The organism is Desulfonatronospira sp. (assembly GCA_003563255.1).
Lineage (GTDB): Bacteria > Desulfobacterota > Desulfovibrionia > Desulfovibrionales > Desulfonatronovibrionaceae > Desulfonatronospira.
The window spans coordinates 1-21,503 of record PWSL01000191.1 but is presented as its reverse complement, the minus strand read 5'-3'; the positions used below and the strand labels follow the sequence as shown (position 1 = coordinate 21,503).

Genomic DNA, 21,503 nt, shown 5'->3' with positions numbered 1-21,503 from the left:
GTACATGATTACTGCCAGGGCCAGGATTTCCACAAACATGAAGCCCCTCCCCCCTGCTTTATCCGTGAGCATATAAAAAAGATGGTCAGCCATTCGTATCCCGGACTTTCTTTCCTTACGGTATTCACTGATTCATGGTTTTTTTTCTAAAATGGTAGGTCTCATCGGGAAATCAAGTAATTTCTCTCACCATATCTAAAAATTCCTGCCTGCTTTCTTCGGACAATTCCTTGAATTTTTCGACAAGCCATTCAATTATTAATTTTTCAAGATGGCTGGTAACCTTTTGAATGATTTCCTGCAATTTTTCTTTGTCAGCTTGCGTAACATACGGTGGAACAATTTCTGCTTCTGACAAAAACTGATTCGCTTCAGCTACTGTCATGTTGTTAATATTATCAGCCCTTTTAATAATCATTTTTGTCCATTCAGTGCTTTTTGTTTTTCTATCTTTTTTAATTCCATCGTATAAAGATTTGATAACAACTTTTGGCTCCCATGGTATCTCGTCATCTTCTGTAATTAAATTTTCCAAATCATCAATGATCATTTGAAAAGATGAAGATAGCATATCCCATGTAAGATTACGATCAGATAATACATCAAATGAGTCCTTAATTGACCTTAGAACTTTGTTTATGATTATAAAATCTTCTAGATCGTCCGGTAGTCCTTCGTATAGATTTATTAACTGATTTATTTCATTGATTAGTCTTTCTACATCGTTAACGCTGTTTATTTCAGCCCCCCAGACTTTATCAGCTTTTTTAGAAATAGCATTTTCAGCCATCTGGAATTTTTCTATAAATTTATTCAATGCATTTGTTGTTTCTGAAATATCTGCAAGTGGTACTGCCCCAGCTATTTTTTTAAGCTCCTCGAGGTAATTTTGGCCGACTTTTTTCGTGGTACGCAACTCCAAAATTCGCCCAGTTCGAACAACTTCAGCATTAGAAGTCATCCAATTTTTCACATCCCGCAATTTCTGCTTGGCTTCGGCAATGGTTTCGGCATTTCTTATGACCTTTAGCGTATGCTTCTCGAGTTCATCGGACTCTGTTTCAAGACCTAGCTTCTTCAGACTGGGCGTAACAATGCGCAACATTTTATGCTTAAAATCTCCAACTGCGACAGGGGTGTCAGCGCTAGGAGTTTGTTGGAAAAGCCATTTTGGAAAAAGATCTTGGATTGCCAAGATAGATTGTTCCAGTCCGGACTGTATGGTAGCTATCTGTGATTCCGGCCAGGCTGGATGTTCCGCCACCATTCGGTTGTGAATTTTCTTCAAGTCAATGGCGCCCCAAACAAGCGTAGCGACGTCCTGACGTTGATATCCATTCTGGAGCTTTGACAGAACTTCATTTTGTTTTTGTTCCATCTTTTCAATATGTTCTTTACTGGCACGAGTCTGCTCAAGTAGAGCCTGATATCGATAGGCCAACATAGGTGGCACCGGAACCCTTTTTTTCAACTCCATAACCCGCTCAACCATACTAACTTTTCCAACATGGTCTGGACACTGCTCCCATTCATCAAGAATTGTTTCCCATTCGGAAGGACCATCGCCAAGCTGCATCAACTCCACGTCTGAAATCAACGGCAAGCTGACGAATTTACTCTTGAAAACCCCTTCTTGAATCCATTGGGAGATGGCGATTTGTTCTTTGCCTTTAACTATTGCCAACTCGTTTGCCCTTGGGGCGATATAAACGGCCAAAAGTAAACCGGCCGATGCTATATTGGCCCCATACGGCGGCAAGCAAATATCCTTGATGATATCGCCTACGGATAGACGCTGTTCGGCTACAAGTGCGTCGTCCCATTTTTCGGTAAGGTCACGAATAACAGGCAAAGTTGGCCTTCTTGTTACCGTTCCCAGCTTTGGGTTGAACACCCCCCATTTTTCCTTCAATACCCTCGTGGCACGGTGTCTAGACTTTTGTGGCTTGGCAAGCACCCCCTCAAAATCCAACTTGCCGGTGAGCAGTTCGCGAGTTAATTCATGACAGGTCTCAGCGGCATTGCCCCGGGACGTACTGAAACCATCAAATGGAAAGGGAATGGGGGAGTTGTAAATTTCCGAAAACAATCCCGACCCCACTTGTGCTAAGCGCCGAGCGACCGGCTTCTCTTTCATTCCGGTCACATAACGCCGCTCTTTGATCATCTGCTCCACGGTGTCGTAGATCACTTTGCGCAATTTTTCCTGTTGCGCCCCAACAAGATTTCCGAATTGAGCCCTCTCAGCATCGCTCATTTCCTGTAAAACCGAATATTCAGCCAAATATTGACCAAAAGTACCCTCTTCGTCATAAAGGAGGACCAGCAGAATCGGCAATGTTGCCTGGTGCAGTTCTTTGGCTGTTTCCCGCAAAAGTTGCCTTGCCGTAGAGCTAACCGTATCTGGATCGCGGTTGGCATCTACATACAGATAAATCACCGTCCCTCTAGGGGTATCTACCTGGATAGCATCTTGCCACTGCTGGCTGGCAAGTATGACCTGAGCGGGCAAGTTGGTAAGATTGGCTGCCACGGCTTGGTATCGCCATTCACGGGTGGTGATGTTGTTGACTTCGGCGAAATCGCATTCAACATCGACCAGCAACTCACACCATTCAAGTGCTTTGCCGGCAAAAAGCTGCGCCCTGGATTCCTCACTGTAAGAGCGCGCTTTCTGGCGAAGATGGGCAAGAAACTGAGTACGTGGAACTGCATCACCAAGGATATCAAAGGATTTGAAGGCTTCGTCCCACTCCAGCACATTGTATTCGTCTTGCAGTAAATTAACCCCTTGGCCGGCGTTGTCAAAATCAACCCCCGCCAGGCAGGCCAAGGCCCGAACGGCTTCCTCCTTGTCGGCGACTTTTAATCCAAGTTTACTAGCTAACACTACAGCTCTGAGCAACAAAATCAGTTCATGGGACAACCGTGAACCGTATTTTGCGTCGACAGTCGCATAAGCATGAGCTATAGCCCCTTGCTGCCCCATTTCTTCGGCGCCAATAAAATCTTGAAGCAACATTTCGGACCATAAATTAGCCGGAGAAATGGTCCAGTTTTCACCAGCCTCTATTGTTTTGTCGCTAAATCTGCGAAAGGCCTCAACCATCAAAGCTAGGGCCGAACGCTCCTGCAAATACTTGCCGGCGGAAGTAAGGTAAAATAGAAGCCATGTTGTATAGGGAGATAGCGGCCAGCAACCTTTGGCCACCACATTGTGGAACTGTTCGTGATTGCTCCAGAGTCTATATCTGCGAGCTGCCGGGAACCATTTCCCAATGCTGTTCATGGCATCCGCCGAAATGGTTCGCATTTTTTCACAATCGAATTGCTTATTCAAAAACGCGACTTGTTCTTTTTCCAGCAAATTGGCAATCAGTGTTTCCAGGTTGGTGGAAAGAAATAGTTTGTCCGACAATTGGTATCGCGTTACATACCGTAAAATCTCATTTTTATACTCAGGGGCCACCCGATCTATGTAGGAGTTCAAATCAAACTGGATAAAACCCACAAAACAGGTTGTACCAGCGTTTGCCTGTATACCTTCAAAAAGATCCTGCAAAACACCGCTGCCAGCAATTTGGCTACGCATGGTGGCAAATTCGGTATACTTTCCGAATTCATCAAATAGCACCAGTAGGCTACGATATGGCTTCCCCTCACCACAATATTCTTTCGCAGCGATATCAATTACGTCTTTCACAGACTCCCCAGCCAGGGCGCGAATGGTCATTCCTTCTGCAGCGAAAAAATCATGAACCTTTGAATAAACATGCTCATCTTGCTGCTCCAGTTCAGCAATAATTTGCTCAATGGAAGGAGAATCAAGAGCTTTCACAAGCTTTGTAGTCACTGTTTCACTGGCCATGCGAATCAATCTGACGGCTTGACCAAATCTTGGCCGCAACTCATCAAAAGGTTTGGAGTCCAGGCCGTCATGTCTTAAACGGCTTACAATCTGCTTAGTGAACTCTGCAGTGAAATCAAAAGATTGCATACCATTCAACGCAACAACAAGGCATGGTTGGGTTGATTGGTTCAGAATCGTTTTGACATCTTCGCCAATGGCATGGTCTGCAGATGTAATGGCATCCAAGATGTTTTGGGCTGTTCGGTCTTGAGGATCGCTAAGCATTTTGGCCAACGTAAGGCCGAGATGAGATTTGCCGCTACCATAGCCGGCAATTGCCAATGTGAATGGTTGGTCTTCAATACCATAACACCGGCGAATTACACTTCGGGTAAAATTGGCCGAATCAATCAAGTTATGTTCGTGGCTAACACCAACGTCGTCCTGCTGGACACCGTGGTACTGGGGACCATGAAAAATAAAGGCATTGGCTGCTGCGTCCGTCTTGTCTCTGTCCGTACTAAACCAGTTGATACTGACGGCTCCATAGAACAAACGATCTTCGCGGAAGCGGACTATTTCGCAAAGTTTCTCGGCCATAACTACTCCTTATACAGCTCAAATCATGTCATCGAAAATGGCTCTCCACGCTTCTCGTGCGCCTTTTCGGGGAGACAGCAGCCAAGGTTGCATATGCCTGTCTACACTCAGTAAGCCTTTTTGTTCGATTCTGCCTAAAACAATCTGCCATGGACTGTTATTCCAGCCCGGGATGGTTCGCCAACCAGCCTTAAGGTCAAGCTCGGCTTCAGAGACTTGTTGCTCGCCAGGAAAATGGTTGTCGATTAATTGCAGCATCCAAGCACCATATCCCAAAATTAACTTGCTGTTTATTGGGGCCGGTCTGCGTTGAATCAATTCATCGTTGCCGATAGCCAAAGCTCCGCATACTTTCAATGCCGCCTCGTCGTTATAAGTGTTAAGTAAGGGACCAACCAATCTGCCCTTGCTGACGCCATAGACGACCTTCAGGTAAGCTTCCAAATTCCCTCTACTGAAACGATTACCAAGTGCTTGCGCACCCGCAAAGAAAGAATGATACCAAACATCAGAGCCATGCAAAGGGCTGCAAAGATGAAAATGAGCCAACCATTGACTTATTTCAGTCTTTAGGAAAGGGTCTTCAAGAAATACTATCCGCCCGAACTCGGTAAGCTTTGGCTTTTTTAGTGCTGTGTTGGGCAGTTCTATCAACCCCATTCCCCGGCAATAATCCAAGATGGCCGGCACCTTTCCGCTGGACTTGCCCATGGGAATACCGGTTTTTTTCGAAATATCCCAAAAGCTGCCAGTCTGCCTAGCGGCGGCAAATCTTAGCATGGCGCTGATATAGTGTCTTTCCGGCTTGAATGTTTTATGAAAATTCCTTGGAAGCCGCTTAAACGCCGTTTTTTTAGACATTGAAACCACGCTCCTCCAGCGAGGTAATCTTGATCTTTTGAGCCTGGGGAAAAAGCTTGTCGGTGGTAGGGTTCCAGGCTGGACCGATGGCATAGCACTCCCCTTTACCAAGGGAGGCAAGCATTTGCACCCATTCATCAGACTTACGGCGGGTTGACATGGCTGCAATATCGGCAAATGATTTTAATTCGGTGTCTGCCGGTCGAAAGAACAGCTTTTGGGCGGCATTAAACATTTTGTCCCGTTCATCTTTTCTCATGCTGCTCATGATCTGGGTTGCCATGATTAGCGACAAACCAAACTTGCGCCCTTCCCGCAGACACTTTGAAAGCGGGCTTCCCTCCCTTAAATCAAGGTTTTGCACCTCATCCAGCACCAAAACTTTAGGTTTGTTTTTGTCTCCCTTGGTCTGCAAGTAGCCGTATAAATCCCACATGACAAATTCGGTTACTAGTTTACGCGAATGCATATCTAGACCGTAAAGCTGAAAAATATGGCAGAAAGTTTCCGCATCGAGCAACACATCACTCCACTCCAATTTACCCTCACCGTTACCAAAGGGTCGATCCAAAACGAAAGGGCGAATTTTGCTGAATAATGTTTGAGCCGCACTTTTCTGCTGCCGTTCCTGCATTCGTTCCTCGATCAACGCCATCATGCGCTCAAGACTCATCTGAATCCCATACTGTTCAACGCCATCCATTATGACTTCATGCAACACACTGAACTGCTGATCGCCTATGCCATAAACCGCCTCGAAAATGCTGGCTATTCTCTTGGCTACCGCATTGGCGTTTTCTTTAATCGCAATACCGCCATGATCTGAAGACTTGGGTATAAACGGATTGATCGGCAAGGGGTTTTGCCGAATCACGTGCTGTACCGGCCGCAACACATCATTGGTAACGGCCTCAAGCTGATTGGGCAAAAAACCGTCAGTGTAGTCAATAATCAAACTATGCTGCCGACTGCGGCCCATTTCATTGAGCAGGCATTGAATGGCATAGGTTTTACCCATTCCCGACTTGCCAAAAATGAGTACGTGCCGGTTTTCCAGGCCGGGGTGGCCAAATTCCCAGTAGACCGGCTGCCCTTTGGGGATGGTGGTACCCAGTAGAATGCGGTCTGGCACTTGCGAGCCGGCTGGCCCGGGTATTTCGGCAGCAACACCGGAGTCGGGAACGGTTTGAATATATTGCTGTTGCGAATCTTTTTCTGTCCCGGTTGTTTGCCCGGAGACGACCTTTTGTTTTGTTTTTTGCAAGGGGTCGTCTGCCGACACCACGATGTTGTCAGCACTCGCCAGGTCTACTGCTACGGTATCGTCCGGCAAGACTTCCTCGGCAACATCGCCAGGGTAATCATCATCAATAGAATCGTCAGAATCATCTCCATCCCAAATCGCCGAATCATTATCCTCCGGGCTTTCAGGGAATTCTTCATCCTCCATAAATTCGCAGACATTGCCGGGGGCCGCAACGGCCTTTTGTTGCAGTTCTTCCCATGAAAAGGAGAAACCCTGCTGAGCCGTCGCCAAATTCTTGATGAAGGTGCTGCCGGTTGTAAAAATGTCGGCCCGAACCCCTGCGGGACTTTCCCAGGCGCCAATACGCTGTAGTCGATCATCATTCTTGTCGATCCAAAAGGCAAAAACCACCGCCTTCCATTCAATCTCAAAGTCGCCTTCTGCCAGGCGTTCCAGGGCGGTTGTTACCACCGCTTGCCGGCCACGCTTGGTTTCCGCTTTGCTGGCAATCAGACGATGAAGCTGCATCCACCAATATCTTTGGTCAGGTCGCCGATCTTCCTCCGAACAGGAGTGAATGGGAACAAAGGCGGACTTTTTGAGCACACTAAGACCATTATCAATCTGCTGACGAGCTTTGTGCAAATGCTCATGGGATTCTTTGGCGACCTTGCATTCAATAAGCTGCATTTCCAGATGCAGGCGTTGATCATCACCTATTTTTGCCTTGAGCCACAGCAGGTCAGGTCTGTCCATTTTATCCGCCAAATCAAACCAGTGACGGTAGGCGTCTAGAGAAATGAAATCATCGCAAAGGGTGGAGTCTTTCTCTTCCCGCAACATTCTTCTGACCAGGGCATAAGCCATGAAATCACGAAGATGATTATCGTCAACCCCGGTAGCGCGCACCAGCGACAACCCGGACAACTTGCGGGCCTCCTGCAGAATCCCTCTGGTTATCTTTTGACACTCATCCGCTGTCCATCCGGTATCGGCAAAATGAGAAGCAAGGGCCGCGTGGAGACGGGCATGAACATCAGCCAAAGTGAACTGTTCCGTGGAAACGGTGTAATTATTTTCACCATGATTGCCCACACCGGAACCAAAGCCGATAATCTCTCGTTCTTGCCGGTCTTGAGCTGACTGCTGTAGCGGTTGCCCAATAAGCCGTTCATCGATATTGGGGTCAACGCAAACCACCCATTCGGTTTTGTCGTGTAGTTCGTCGATTACGGTCTGCCACGGCTTGAAATCTCCGCTGCCGACCACAATGGTGTCGGTCTGGGGCGATTCCTTGGCCAAGCAGTGCATCAGGTTGGTGTGGTCCGCCCCCAAAGTAAACTGCCGATTACTGGTGATCCGAGAGCGTCGATATTTGTCGGCGGGGGTATCGATGGTGCAGCAGGCTTTTTCCAGAATGGGAAATTTAAGGTCGATATCCGTAATGTGAAACGGCCGTACCCGCTCAAAACGATTACTGCTCTCGCCGGCCCCAATGAAATCGTAGAAAACCGCAATATCGGCCTCATAGTTCTCTTTGAGCAAGCGCTGAAAGGAGCCTTGTTCACCTTTTTCCACCAAGCGATGGGCCACGGTAAAACGACAGAATTTATAAGGAGCATACTTCTTTTCCGACTCGGCAGCCTCCCACCGCTCCCGCCACTGTTCGATCCATCTTGCAACATCGGAATCATCACTGGACTCGGTAAAAAAGGTAACACTGATCGCATAGGGCCGTTTGCGCTTGCGATGGAGGATATATGTCTTTGGTTGTTTGTGGTCGGCAAGACAATGCAAAAATTGATGGACGGCGGCAATCACCGGCTGAATGTCCCGGTTCATAAAGACGGCCAGGCTCAAGCCGTCACGAGCGTGGGGGTGCAAATGTAAATAATCGCGCAATAAGCGTAGCAAAAGTTGTGATTCGCTGGTCATCCGAAACATTTCAGTATCGGAAACATCATCGTCGTCGCTGACAATGTCGTAATTGGACAACAGCCGGGTGGATAGGGTGCCCTCCTCATGCTGAGATTTACCAAGCAGGTGAATCAGTTCTTGCCCGCGAATATTGGTGTCGAGGTTTTTGTCCTCATTAGCCAAAAGGCCGGCCAGCGGGGCCTGTATAGTGGCCAGGTCCACATAAGAACGCCAAATGTGGTCCTTGAAAGAGTTGCGGCGGTCATCGCGTAAGATTTCATTTCTCGCTGCATAATTAAAGCACTGGAACAAGTAGATAATCTGAGCCTCCAGCATTTCCAGCAAAACTGGATGCAGGACGGTGACAATTCCTGATTGCTCATACTGGTCGGCATACCATTCCGTGGTGCCACCATCACGTTCAGAAATAATCAAAAAGGCCCGGAACAACATGCCGGCCGAGGGCGAAGCGATCGCATCTTCATCCTTGGTTGCTGCCTGGCAAGCGTCTTTATAGGCCTTGGTGAGTGTGGTCCATTCCTCGGTTCTTCCCTGTTCGGTGAGCAAAGCGGCAAGCACACCGCGCTCGTGGGCCGCCCTGACAAAACGGTGATAACCGGCGGCCAGTGTTTTGAGCTGGCCAAACGCTGTATCGTCAACATCCAGCCAGTCATCACTCAAAAGATTGGTGAGAAAACTGTCATCACCTCTTTCATCACGTATACAATGCAGCAGAACCCGCCTGGTCTCTTCATCGGAAAACGTCCGAAGAAGTTCGTCGTAATAGGGCAAATGAAAAACCGGCAGCTTGTTGGTTGCCCGATGAGCATCCAGAGCCGTTTTGGCTTTCAAGATCAGCGATTGTGACAATCGGTAGGGGTGATGTTCTGGAAGTCGCCAGGCAAATTTTCGGCGAAGAGGTTTCGGCTCGGTGTCGGTGTTGATCTCAACGGAAAAAGCCAACAAAGGCTCGGCGGTTTTGGTGTATTGGTACTTAATTTCGTCATGCACCAGGGAACAGGATACGGCAACTTCATCACCACTTTGGTTTGTCAAATCAATACGTTCGGGTAGAAAATCGGCAAGGCCGCCGACCAAACATGCCAAGTAGGCCGCAGCTCTTTCGTTTTTATCGATGTAGTCGTTGCCACCGGCTAAATCGTCGTCTTCCGACTCCTCACCCTCATCCATGTCGTGCTTAAAAACATCGCTTCGGATGGTTATTTCGGTAATCTGAGCATCAGGGTCAATATTACGATCACGAGAAAAATCTGCCAAACTCCGCCAGATGGCGGTGAGAATCATTTCCGTGGGACTGCCGGATATTTTACGAATGGTGGTTTTTTCTTTTTCAGAACTCTTGGGGCGATACTTGAGCACCTTGTCGAGGATGGTGACAAAATCGCATTGCAACAATTTGGCACGCTCTACCTGGTTATCTTCCTCTATGTAACACCGCAGGCCATTCAACAATTCTTCGCCGGAATTGTAAGGACCAAGGACATCTTCGTCTTCCAGCGAAAATCCAGGGTCTTCCCCATCAACAAGCGTTTCAAGCAGATTGGCAATGGCTTTGATGGCTTTGTCCCGCTCCCGTGCTTCAAGGAAAAGGGTATAGGCAAAAAACGACCCAGCTCTATTAAGATAGGGGCCAAAAGACTTGTTTTTTTGCTGCAAAGGAAACAGCGCGAAGGAGGGCAAGCCGAACTCTTGCAGTTGAGATAAGATGATTTTCTGGACATCAAAGACATCCCCGGCATGGCTCAAATCAACTTTTTCCAGCCAATTGCTGATCCGCAGAAGATCGCCACGGCCGTAGTCGATCAAGGGTTTCAGGATGCGATCAAACGATTGCAGGTCGGCAGCCTGGTCGGCACTAATGCCGAATTCCCACATTTTCTGCTCCATCCAGCCGCTGAAGCTTTGCGACATATCATGCCGCCAAATGATATCCGGGGTGCAAGAATGAAAATCCGCCAAGCTGGCCGAATCGGTTACCCGATCTGCCCCGCACAATACCACCAATGATAATTTGCCATCTGTCGGGACAATATTGCGGTAATAGGTAAGATTGCCGCGATCATCCAGCCACCGTTGCTCTTTGGCCTTTTGCTTTTCTGCATCCTCCCATTTGTCGGTCAATATCTTGGCAATTTTCAGGGTAAGTTCGATATCGGGCCTTGCCATGCAATAACTGGCCAAGGCATCGGTAATGGCCAATAGGTTTGGGGCCGGCATTTCCGGAATCATCATGATCATCCGTTGCCCGGCTGCAACACCCTGATACTTAGCGACTTTTTCGGTGATATGGCTTAAGACGGCATTGGTAAAGAATCTCATGTTCACCTCTCTCAAGGACAAGCTGCGGCCGGATCTTCCACAACCATGGCGCAGGAATCAGACAAGCGGAGCAGGAATCCGGCAGCTTCCAACATCTCTTGTAGCCAGTTGTCGGTATCATTGGGTAAATAGACCCGATTGCCATCCGCAAGCCACTCACCGGCCTGTCCTATACCGTCGGCGTCGAACACCAGGCCGAAACGGCGCTCAACAATTTCCTTGAAACGACCATATGTGATCCGCCCCCCCTTGGGAACCACGGTTAGAACCAAAAGGCGCAACAGTTGTTCGTTCAAGACAAACCGGGCGCCTGCACCGCGCCGAGGGATAACCAGCCCGAGCCGTTTGGCCAATTTGATAAAAAGTTTTCCGGCGTAACGATTATCTGCCTCCTTGAGAACCTTGTTGCGCTCCTTTTCGTTATCAGGCAAAGCGATTCCACGGTCTTCGTTGCGGATTGCCTGGAATATTTGCTTCTCGATCATCTTTACCGTTTGCTGTGAAACTCTTTTCACTATTGGTCGGTTTTCTTCCGGCGCGGAGACAGCCAGGCGGTAACCGGGCCAAGCGGCAAAGTGGTTGGTGGGGGTATAGCGGGCACTTTGAAAAGCCAAACTACGTAAAACCTGCATCGCACAAGCAGTTTCCAGCAAATAAATGCGGTCGATAACATCAAGGTTTGACTTGCACAGCCGCAGCAGCTCAACCGCAAAAAGGTAACCCTCCTGCCAACTTTCCACTGGACACCAGCCAGCGCTTACATAGCGGGGGGAATCACTACGAAAATCGGTTTTTTCAGCGGTTTCAGGTTCTATGCCACTATCGATAAATTCGGCCAACTCGGTGATGGCCTTCGGGCATTTGTGCATGAGGCTGCCCAATTCCCGCATAAGTTCCGCGTGTAGCCATGCCGGATCTTGTTCATCATTATTGTTGGTAGAGTCCAGCATCACACCGCTTTCTTCCGCCCATTGTCGTATGATTTCCTTGTCTTGCCTGAGGGCGTTACATATTTGCAGGTACAGTACTTCCCCGCCTCGGGCCAGAATTACACGCTGCCCAGTTTCAAAAAAATATGAGGGGTTATTCAACAAATCTTCCCATTCTTTTGGCTGAGTAGTCCTCGCCCTTGTCTCTTTCCAAATACGCTCTCCGGCAAGAAAACCTTCACAAACTGGCAAAAAATTTTGTGCACACCATGTCCTGCCACTACCTGCACCTTGAAACCCAAGAAAAAGATTTTCAAGAGTGCGAACAACATCATCTTTATTCCCAATGCCTGTTAAAGCAGTTTTAGACTTAAGAATATTCAACAAATCAAAACGGTGTTCACGATGAGTCTTATGGCGTGATTCAAGTCGAGAAGACCCCAAAAATGAAAATAATTTCAAATTAAGACGTGATTTTGGTGCGTATTCAAGTTTGCTGTTTGACCAATCCTGCAATATATCCTCAGAAGGCAGCGGATCATCAAAGCTGCCATTGCCTTCAATTCTTTTTGGTGATGTAGTCAACAACAGAAACTCGACCAAAAACTCAACCGGGGTCTGGTCGGTAAAAAGCCTGTTTCCAAATAATTGAATGGCTGGGTTGTTTCTGTATGCTCTTTCGCCGTTGGCTTGGTATGGAAAAGTTTCAGACATCACTCACCTCCAGCCGATTGTTATGCAGAGTATAATGTTGGCGACGAAAAGTGTGATCTGTTTTCAGGCGAACCAACATCACACTTTCCCCTGCAGAGCCAGCTCCTTCTTGTATCTGCGCCTTGTATCTCTCCAGGCGCTCGACGTATGCCGCCTGAAGCACTTCGCCCAGTTCACCGAAGTGGCGCATGAGCACATAATCTAAAAACGGCAGGGTTAGTGGCAAATCAACCCCTTCGATCGGGGCTTGTCCCTTGAGCACTAACTCGGCCCGATAATTACCGGTCACATTGGGCCTAATATCAAGGGAAAGATTCGTGGCCGTGTTCCAGTCAACGTACGCTAATACTACCTGTGCGCTCTGCCTGACCTCGTTGCGTCGACGACTCAACGTTACATAAAGTCGTTGGTCATCACGGTGGTGACTGGAAATTTCAGGAAGTCGTACCCCGGTGAGATGTTCCTGCAAGACATGGAACACTTGTTGGCGTAGCTTTACCCTTTCGGATTCTTGAAGTTTGGCACCGGCAGTTTGCCAACCAGACCACCGCAAAATAGCTGGAGAATTAAGGTAGTTTGCGAGATATGAATGGTCATCCGTTGAAAAATCGTAAAGGAAGTAGAGAATGCGACGCACCTGTTCCCTGGCATGCACACCCCCCCTGCTGCCCAATTCGCGCAATCTGTCAAATTGCTGACTGTAACCGGCAACTCCTATGGGAATTTTGGAACCATGGGACCGTAGCCACAGTTTTCTTTCCCAGGCAGGAAGTAGCCGCCCCCCGAACTCTTGTCTTTTGATCTCCCGGACAGTATGCATTTGCTGCGCCGCAGGATCGTCTGCACGCCCGTTATCGCCAAAAAAACGGTTGAAGAACATATACTCCGAGCCGATATTATCCTGCCTTTCGTGCATTGTCCTGATATCGGCTTCCTCCAGGCCGGATGTAACCATGTAAGCGATATGTTCCGTCAACTGGCGAATGGTAAGCCTGGTGCCATATTCATACATTCGGCGATATGCTAAAAAAATCCGCTCCAACACCCTTCCCTGGTGGTGCTTGAGCAAATCGATATTCAGGCATATCGGGCATTGAGGCCGACATTTTCTATGTGTGCAGTCATCCCACAGGTTGGAGGTGACAATTTTTTCGAAAATTTGCCGCGCAACAGGCAAGTTGTCCATCAGGGCCATATTAAAGACATGAAACGACACCTCGCCAAGGACGAGACTCCCTTCACCGCTGGGCTGGCTGATTGCTGTCAGAACTTGGCTTTCCAAACTCACTTCATCGACTTTCAGACTTGAAGCCTGGCTTTTAAAGAAATCAAGCAAAGTCCCGGTGTTGGAGACCAAGAGAAAGCGTCGATCTTGTGCCAGCAGCTCTTGTAGCAATTCATTATCCTGATCGCGATGACGTTCGCTAAGGTCTTTAACAAGCGTTATTGGTCGGTCGGGGATATCAACGCGCTCAGACAGGTAACCTGAAAGCGCTTCCTTTGCAGGAATTCCCATTAGTTGTTTGAAAACCTCAAGGGCCACCGTAGATTTACCGTCGCCGGCATGGCCTGTCAGGATGACATGCCTGCCTTTCTGGCTTGAAAGATCGTGTACAATGTGCTTTGCGATAGGCTGAGGAACGTGGATTTCCGCAAATAAAGGGTTACAAGCCTGTGACTCGGCAAGGGAATTTTCGTTTTTGGCGTTTGTTCTTTGCAAGGAATTTAAATAAGTAACAAATTTGTTGAAAGGTGTTTCTTTTTCATGTCTAAGCTTTGGCTCACTTATTCCATCGCAATTGGTATAATCGTGTAAATTGCTAAATTTTAGCTTAATTTCATTGCGGTGATCACCAAACAATTTAATAATTTCTCTACAAAAATCGTTTCTGCATTTCCGTGTACGCAAGCATTGATCAAACTTAGCAGAAAAATAAGCATAATCAACTAGCTCCAGTAGCCTCTTTTTTGTAAATCTCATATCTTTTGAGCTTTCAATTACACTGTATCTATCTTTGCATCCTGGCTTGACAACAAGAAACCAAAAACCGTCATTTTTCAAATAAAAAAACGGGTGATCTATGGTAGCTAAATTATGGTTGTATTCCGAGTCTAAACGTTGAAAGTTACTCTTAAACAATTGTTCAAGATTATCTGTTTGAATAGTAAACTTATTTTCACGATCTGGATTATTTTCATACAACTGAGCTAAAGCTAACAGCAACGCAAACTTGTGCGGGCTGACCTTGTCGTGTCGTTTCCCAAAACTAATTCTCCGCAATGATTCCAAGACAGTATCCATATCAAGACAACCTCTTCAGTATTTTACTAATACTATGAACAAACTTGGTTACGTCTTCTTTTGTGGAAGACCTGCCAAGTGAAATCCTTATCGTGGCATCAAGTATCTTGGTATCCGAAGTGATTTGCTGTAAGGTAAACGACGAACCAACAGTACCATGAGAGCAGGCAGCCCCAGAAGATATACAGAAATCCCTACAATTAGAAATCAGCAAGTCTGCCGGTAAGCCTGGAATCGCTAAGCTTGTGGTGCCAGGAAGTCTTGGTGCATCCTGGGCGTGAATGATGCACCATGGAAACCAATCCAAAAGTGTTTTTTCCAGCCAATCTCGCAATGAAGATAACTTGGCGATATCGTCAAAAAGATATCTTGTAGCTAACGCACACGCTTCTCCGAAACCTACCACCGCTGGAACATTGACTGTCCCAGGCCTTAAACCCTGCTCTTGGTCACCACCTCGTAATACGCAAGGCCAGGGAAACCCAGAACGCCCCCTCTTTACAAAAAGAGCGCCCGCGCCTTTAGGACCATATAATTTGTGAGAACTAAATGACGCAAGATCACACCCCCACCAATCAAGATCAACATCAATTTTCCCTAATGCCTGTGCGGCATCAGTGTGAAAATATGCGCCAACCTTATGTGATATTTCAGACAATTCTTTAATCGGCTGTAGTGTGCCGATCTCATTGTTAGCGGCCTGCACAGAAACAAGTGCTGTTTTTGGCGTTATGATATTTGCGGCTTCATCAATATCAACAACTCCATTTTTAGTTGGTAAATATAAAACCTCAAAGCCCTTTTCAGCCAATATCATTATCGGCTCAGAAACAGATTTGTGTTCAAGATGTGATGTAACTATTTGTTTTCTTTTGCTACACTCGACAAGCAACATGCTTAAAAAAATAATGTTATTACTTTCTGTAGCTCCCGATGTAAAAAAGATATCCTCGGGAAGACAATTAGCAAGCACAGCAACTTTTTGACGAGCTTCTTCAATTGCAATTTTTGCTGTTTTGCCAGCTACGTGTGGGCTTGACGGATTACCGTATTTCTCTGAGTAAAAAGGCTGCATGGCCTTAATTACTTCATCGGCACATGGAGTAGTAGCGTTATGGTCCCAGTATATCGGCATAGAATTTCCTATAAGTGGCAAATATTGCACGCCGTACTGGTTGACGAATCGGTAAAGTCATCGAGCCAAACATCTGCCAATCTTTGTTCTGCCATAAAACCATTATTTAGCCTTGATTGACGAAGTTTATGTTCCTTTTTTATCTGATCTATCCTGATTGGCATAGTCATTTTTCTCAGACTTTCACTTTGGCACCAAGTGAAACCAACGTCACTGGACTCAGAACCATCCTTTTCATATTTCATTGCTTTTTTGAAAAGTTCAGGATGATTTTCTAAAAGTCCAATCCACTCAATTTTTTGCTGAAAAAAACAGAAATAGCAACCAGAACGCGATCTCCACTTGTAATAATCGGGAAGCCCTAACCCTGCATCATGCAAGATTCTTATTACATCTTCTCGTCTAATGTTGTTTTCAATAAAGGGGTATACAGTAGTAATGTTTTTCTTGGTTGATATATATCCTTTTCTGTGAGGCTCATCAGCGCGAATCCCAACATAGCTAACCACATGATCATCCCCTATGTATTCTTCATACGGCTTTATTTTAAGCATCCTAGTGCACCACCTAGTGTTTGCATCTGGAAGAACACCATTGTACATATCAAGATAGAACTTAAAATCTTTGTCTGACTTCAACCAGGCAACATCTTTACAAAGAAAATTTTTTAATTTCTCTATGTACTCGTATGTTTCACCAAGCTCTTCGCCAGTATCACAAAACACATATTCCATTTCCGGAACCTTATCGAGCATGTAAACAGCCAGCGCTGAACTGTCTTTGCCACCGGAAAGGGCCAGAATATGGCGAACTTTTTTGCCATCAAGGTTTGCTTTCTGTGTTTCAAGAACCATTTCAGCTCCTCCTGCCATTTTCGTTTGTTTGCGTCGCGTTTTCCAACTCTTGCAGTGCTTCTTGCATAGCGGCGCGCATAACACGGTAAGATGTTGTTCTGCCTGCCAGTTTGGGCAGTTGCTGTTTGAACAAAGCGCGCAATTTATCTTTTTGTCGTACTTCAGCCACGGTCAACTCGGGACCGGAATTGCCAAAGTTCCCCCAGTACTGCCGAAACAGGTCCGCTATCCCATCCGCTAGGCCAGGGAAGCGGTCAACGTCATGATCGGTCCACTGTTCGAAAGCACGGCCGACTATATATGAAAGCGCCGGAGCCGGATTGTGATTATCAGTGACCCCGTTGAGCACACTATTGCAAAAAGGGGTTAAAATTTCATGGTTTATGCGTGGGCTAAGCCAAGCTGCCCGTCGGCAAAGTTCCTCCCAGCCTTCATCATTTTCAGGCAGTTGACATTTGCGTAACAGGTTGTTCCGCATTGTGTCACGCAGAGCAGCGGCATAACCCACTAAAGTCTGAAGCGCAGCGTTGAGTTTAGCGAAGAAGTTTTCGATGTCTTCGTCACGCTGCTCATTGGCCAGAAAGGGTTTTAGACCGAAGCATTCCGGCAACTCAGAAAAAAGCAATTTTTCCGGCGAGCGGGCATTCATAAATTTGTCGCGCATTTCAACAACAAATTCAGGGTATAGCCGGGAAGTCTTTTTGGTAACCGATGGTAAGGCATTGAGCACCCGGAATAAAGCCCGGATTACCGATGCGGTGTTGGCTGAGGTACCAAGCCCTTTGGCCAAACGCTTTATTACTCTGTAACGTATGCCATCAAGACGCGCGCCGGAAACCGTAAACAAATCCGGCCTTCTTTGTAACAATTCGAAATGGGCGATCTGAGGATCGGGCAAAAAACTGCCTTCCCGATAGAGAAACAGCACATCTTGGTGGCAAAGATAAAAACTGGTGAAGATAACCGGGTGAACGCCGCCTGCCAAGCCGATTGGCTCTTTGGCCATCTCATTGAAAATCTCTTTCAGTGAGACCTGATTGACCTCAGAGGTGAAGATTTTACTTTCCAATAGATCCCAGCAGGGCCTTAAGTTCACGTTGTTGTCTTTCGGGGGGGGCTGGAATTGCCATCGCCCGGTTGCCGAATCAAGGGTGTGGAGACCGGAAGCACGCAGTACCGATTCGTACATGCTCCTTTCAGGAGGAAAGCCATTAATACCAAGGCGCTCCTGATCATGTTGGATCAGCATTTTTTCCAATAAGTTACGCCTTGCAGCGGCGGCAGCCGACGAAATCGATCGCCTGGCTATAAGTTCATTACGCAAGCAGGGGCTTTGGGGAAAGATTGTATCACAAGCCGTTGAAACCAGCCTGGTTACTTCGGCCAAAGATTTTACCTTCTGGTCCTGTCCCTGCCAGAACCAGCGACACGAGTTGCCGTAAGGTGCTGGCCTGGGATCGATCAGCGTTTGCAAAAGTTGGGAAATTCTTTGTTCGCTTTCCACTAGGCGCAGGCTTAGCTCTCGGCGGGCGACTCGATCATCACGTAGCTCTTCGGTATGTTCCGCTACCCACCGCAGACAGGCTACTTCTTCCACCATGCTTCGCAGGGTTTCAATTTGTTTCGGTAAGGCAACAATCAACTTTGGCTGAACACGGGTGGCCTGTTCGGCGCCCTTGCGTAATGCGGCCCAGTCCGCATTGGGAATTACCACCACCACCTTCCCGCAGGCTTCGTCCGAGAACTTCAGCGAGGCATATTTATCCGGTTTTTCCAGCTTCTCGGTATATGTAATGTTAAAAAAACGATACGCCCCAGTAAGCAAATTGTGACGACGTGCTATCAGGGTGCGCGGAGGCAGGTGCCGACGGAGTGTTGCCAGTAATGAATGGCCTTCCAGGTGAAGGTGGCGGCGAGCTTCTTTCATCCTGGCTTCGATATCAACGTCGCTGCCTTCCCAAACCCTGTAGCTGCCGTCAAGTTGTCGAAAGGTAATGATGGACTGTTGCTTTAATGACGAGAGCTCTGCCTCTATGTCATTGACCCGGAAGGCACAGGCCAAAAACTTGGCCCTAGCGCGCAAAGGACAAATTTCCCCTAGTACGTTCAACATCGCAATCGTACGGATTAATTCGACAGACAACTCCGATAGGCCGCGTCGGCTATTAATGACATCATTGGCTTCGAGCAAACGCTTGGCGTGGGGCAGGCGAGCCAAACCAGCTTCAAAATTGGCTAACAGGTAAGTATAAAGGTCGTGCAAGCGCACAAATCCTACATCCTTGTCAACGCTCTTACGAATGTGCTCCTGGAAACCATACGGTTCGTGGCTGGTTAAATATGAAAAAATTGAGCGTTCATTTTGAGCCAGTCTGCGAAACAGGTGAGGGATGGCAAGTAAAACCGTGGGATGTAGCGGCCAGCTTCGTTGGGCCAGTTGTCGGAAAGAGTTCATGTTCATGCCGATGGGCAACGGCACGGAGCATTTTTCCAAATCTGACAACACATCATCTATGGCCTGTGCTACCTTTTTCGGCAAAGGCCGCGGGTGATGGAGGGCATCGGCAACCAATTGCATGGTGGTTGCTGCGGTTTCAGCAAATTGGATGGCGTGAAAACGCTCTTGTACCTTGGTCCACTCGGCCCGGATGGTTCGTTCCGCCAGCTCGACATAATCGTCAAACATTTGGTGTAAGGTGATCAGGAACAGCAGCGGAATAGATGACTGACGATTGGCGTTTTCGGCAATCTCTTGAAAAACGTACACGTCGCCGCCTTCTCGATCCTGCAGGGCATACTCCAGGGTTTTGCCGGCTTCATCTATCAGCAACAATATACCGCTGTACCCCTGGACCTTGGCTACTGAAGCGATTTCCTCAAGAAAAGTTAGGATGGTGGCTGTATCTTGCCAGAAATCCCGCTCTTTTGCTTCCTGAATACGGGTAATTAGGTTAAGTACGGGCTGCGTTTTTTTTAACCCTTCCAACGATTGGCTCAAGCCTTCCAAAATCAGTTGAGCAATAGGACGACGGCGGGCGGTAATCGCAATCGGCAGAAAGCCGCCATTGGCCTTTTCTTCTCCACTTATCTGGTCAAATTTAGCGGCTAAGTTTTGATCTTTGTCTGCCAGTTGCTTATGTGCGCTGGCGGCGGTTGCCGCCCCTTTGGCAAGAAGTTGGCACAGGTAAACAGCAAAGGCTGACTTTCCCGAACCGTAAGGACCGATCAAGGTAAATGCCCGCTGCCCATTGCTTTGTTGCAGGCCATCTCGGATACGTTCAAGAGATTCCAGCACGTTGGGGGTGATTATGTAACCGGCAAAGCTTTCAGAGCGATGCCAATCACTGGCAAGGTTAACCGAACGTAAGAAGCGAGGGGCTACATCAACAAAGTCTTTAATTTGCGTTACTTTGTTCATTCGCCCTTCTCCCGCGTGTAGAAAAATCTCAGCAACTCATTGCCGTCGTCAAGGGAGCACTCAACCCTTGCGATACCGGCTGATTCGGTAAACTTAAAGTATTTTCCCCAGTTTGGGTCATTATTCAGAATGTTGATCGCTTCTACCAACGAATTTTCGTCAAGCATGAACACTTGGCCGGGACTGAACTCATGGTACAGAACTTCCTGAACCCTGGCAGAATCTCGTTTGCCATGACTGAAATAATCACACACCGCATAGCCGATAATTTCCGGCGGCAACGATGATTTGGGGCCAATGGCAAAACGGTACATTTCAGCATCGGACATGTGATGGATCAGCCCCAGTTCTTGCAGAGGGCAATCAAAAGATTCTTCTACGGCTTTCTTTTTCTCAAAACGCCTGGAACCTGCATAAACTCGAATATAGCAATCTATATCTCGCAATAAAACGCTATCAGAAGGCGGTTTTTTAGAACCCTGCTCAATGATGCGAACTAGAAGCTCAGCAACCTCTCTTTTGCTAAATTCCGGCTTATGCAAATACGAAAACATGGTGCCGCCGGCACTGAGAAATTCACGGTTGGTACACAATTTCCAGTGCAACAGCCATAATGAGGCGTCATTTTCCAAGAAAGGATCCCAGCCATCGTTGGAAAGCAAATTGTGCGCAAAGTCGGTCAACTTGCCGTCGGCAACAATGTCAGTCATTTCGCACCAATATTTGATGCTATCAACCATATTCTTGCCAACGCCTAGCTCCACGATGGCATCTTCGTCAGTAAACCATTTATTTTCACTTAAAAAGCGATAACCTTTTTCAAGCCAACCATAGCGAAAGGCAAAAGTTTGGTGCCCGGAAAATCTATTTTTCCTTCTAGACATAATATTACTTAAGGGAATCTGAGAATTTCATTATTAATACCATACAAAACAGCATTCACTACGCAACAGATGTAATTATTCTTACTTGGAGAGATTTGAACAGAAAATTCAATAATGATCAAGCCCGTTTTTTTAACATACTCAAAAGGTATTTTTATTCCACAGAACATGGGGAAGGGGTCTTTAACCAGATGTCGGAGATCGAGCGTAGCAAGGTATGCATCAAGGACCGGCAGATCAGCCTCGGCCCAGTCCAGGCCGGTAAGCTCGCCCGGTGGAAACCAGGCAGCTTCTGCATGTTCTGCAAGCTTGAATCCGGAGGTCGTTGCCTTGCAGATGAAAGGATAAAGGGTAACAATGAAGTCCGGGTAGTGATGAGTAGCTGGGGACAATTCACCCGCAATGTCAATCTCTAGAGCCAGTTCTTCCCGGATTTCTCTTTTCAGACATTCT

At 47.2% G+C, this 21,503-nt stretch carries 9 protein-coding genes and 1 pseudogene; all 10 read right to left on the bottom strand.

Annotation, left to right across the window (positions count from 1 at the left end; all coding sequences use genetic code 11):
• Window positions 1-172: 172 nt before the first annotated feature.
• Window positions 173-4,450: a hypothetical protein gene (locus QZP87_RS05590; protein WP_291321936.1), complete on the bottom strand. Its 4,278-nt coding sequence runs from the start codon at window positions 4,448-4,450 to the stop codon at window positions 173-175.
• An 18-nt stretch (window positions 4,451-4,468) separates the two neighbouring features.
• The gene (locus QZP87_RS05585; protein ID WP_291321935.1) at window positions 4,469-5,311 is read right to left on the bottom strand and encodes a DUF4007 family protein; all 843 of its coding nucleotides are present in this window, start codon (window positions 5,309-5,311) and stop codon (window positions 4,469-4,471) included.
• Window positions 5,304-10,814 (bottom strand): type IV secretion system DNA-binding domain-containing protein, encoded by a 5,511-nt coding sequence (locus tag QZP87_RS05580; RefSeq protein WP_291321934.1) that lies wholly within the window; start codon window positions 10,812-10,814, stop codon window positions 5,304-5,306. The genes QZP87_RS05585 and QZP87_RS05580 overlap by 8 nt, the downstream gene beginning before the upstream one ends.
• Window positions 10,815-10,825: 11 nt before the next feature.
• Window positions 10,826-12,457 carry a hypothetical protein gene (locus tag QZP87_RS05575; protein ID WP_291321933.1) on the bottom strand — a complete coding sequence of 544 codons (1,632 nt, stop codon included), beginning with the start codon at window positions 12,455-12,457 and terminating at the stop codon, window positions 10,826-10,828.
• Window positions 12,450-14,759, bottom strand: coding sequence for a hypothetical protein (locus QZP87_RS05570; RefSeq protein ID WP_291321932.1), 2,310 nt, complete (start codon window positions 14,757-14,759; stop codon window positions 12,450-12,452). Before QZP87_RS05570 ends, QZP87_RS05575 begins: the two co-directional genes overlap by 8 nt.
• A 1-nt stretch (window position 14,760) precedes the next feature.
• A complete protein-coding gene (locus QZP87_RS05565) occupies window positions 14,761-15,894 on the bottom strand; it encodes a cysteine desulfurase family protein (RefSeq protein ID WP_291321931.1) in 1,134 nt (377 codons plus the stop codon).
• 8 nt (window positions 15,895-15,902) lie between these two features.
• Window positions 15,903-16,748 (bottom strand): phosphoadenosine phosphosulfate reductase family protein, encoded by an 846-nt coding sequence (locus QZP87_RS05560; protein ID WP_291321930.1) that lies wholly within the window; start codon window positions 16,746-16,748, stop codon window positions 15,903-15,905.
• Between the two features lies 1 nt (window position 16,749).
• Window positions 16,750-20,166, bottom strand: coding sequence for a hypothetical protein (locus tag QZP87_RS05555; protein ID WP_291321929.1), 3,417 nt, complete (start codon window positions 20,164-20,166; stop codon window positions 16,750-16,752).
• Window positions 20,163-21,050 carry a DUF4007 family protein gene (locus tag QZP87_RS05550; RefSeq protein ID WP_291321928.1) on the bottom strand — a complete coding sequence of 296 codons (888 nt, stop codon included), beginning with the start codon at window positions 21,048-21,050 and terminating at the stop codon, window positions 20,163-20,165. Before QZP87_RS05550 ends, QZP87_RS05555 begins: the two co-directional genes overlap by 4 nt.
• An 8-nt stretch (window positions 21,051-21,058) precedes the next feature.
• Window positions 21,059-21,503 (bottom strand): annotated as a pseudogene (locus QZP87_RS05545) (hypothetical protein); the annotation flags it as partial.

Bases quoted from the DNA above. Each gene is read 5' to 3' on its own strand.
- QZP87_RS05590 (WP_291321936.1), bottom strand. From the start codon at position 4,450: ATGGCCGAGAAACTTTGCGAAATAGTCCGCTTCCGCGAAGATCGTTTG.
- QZP87_RS05575 (WP_291321933.1), bottom strand. From the start codon at position 12,457: ATGTCTGAAACTTTTCCATACCAAGCCAACGGCGAAAGAGCATACAGA.
- QZP87_RS05550 (WP_291321928.1), bottom strand. From the start codon at position 21,050: ATGTCTAGAAGGAAAAATAGATTTTCCGGGCACCAAACTTTTGCCTTT.
- QZP87_RS05570 (WP_291321932.1), bottom strand. From the start codon at position 14,759: ATGGATACTGTCTTGGAATCATTGCGGAGAATTAGTTTTGGGAAACGA.
- QZP87_RS05560 (WP_291321930.1), bottom strand. From the start codon at position 16,748: ATGGTTCTTGAAACACAGAAAGCAAACCTTGATGGCAAAAAAGTTCGC.
- QZP87_RS05555 (WP_291321929.1), bottom strand. From the start codon at position 20,166: ATGAACAAAGTAACGCAAATTAAAGACTTTGTTGATGTAGCCCCTCGC.
- QZP87_RS05565 (WP_291321931.1), bottom strand. From the start codon at position 15,894: ATGCCGATATACTGGGACCATAACGCTACTACTCCATGTGCCGATGAA.
- QZP87_RS05580 (WP_291321934.1), bottom strand. From the start codon at position 10,814: ATGAGATTCTTTACCAATGCCGTCTTAAGCCATATCACCGAAAAAGTC.
- QZP87_RS05585 (WP_291321935.1), bottom strand. From the start codon at position 5,311: ATGTCTAAAAAAACGGCGTTTAAGCGGCTTCCAAGGAATTTTCATAAA.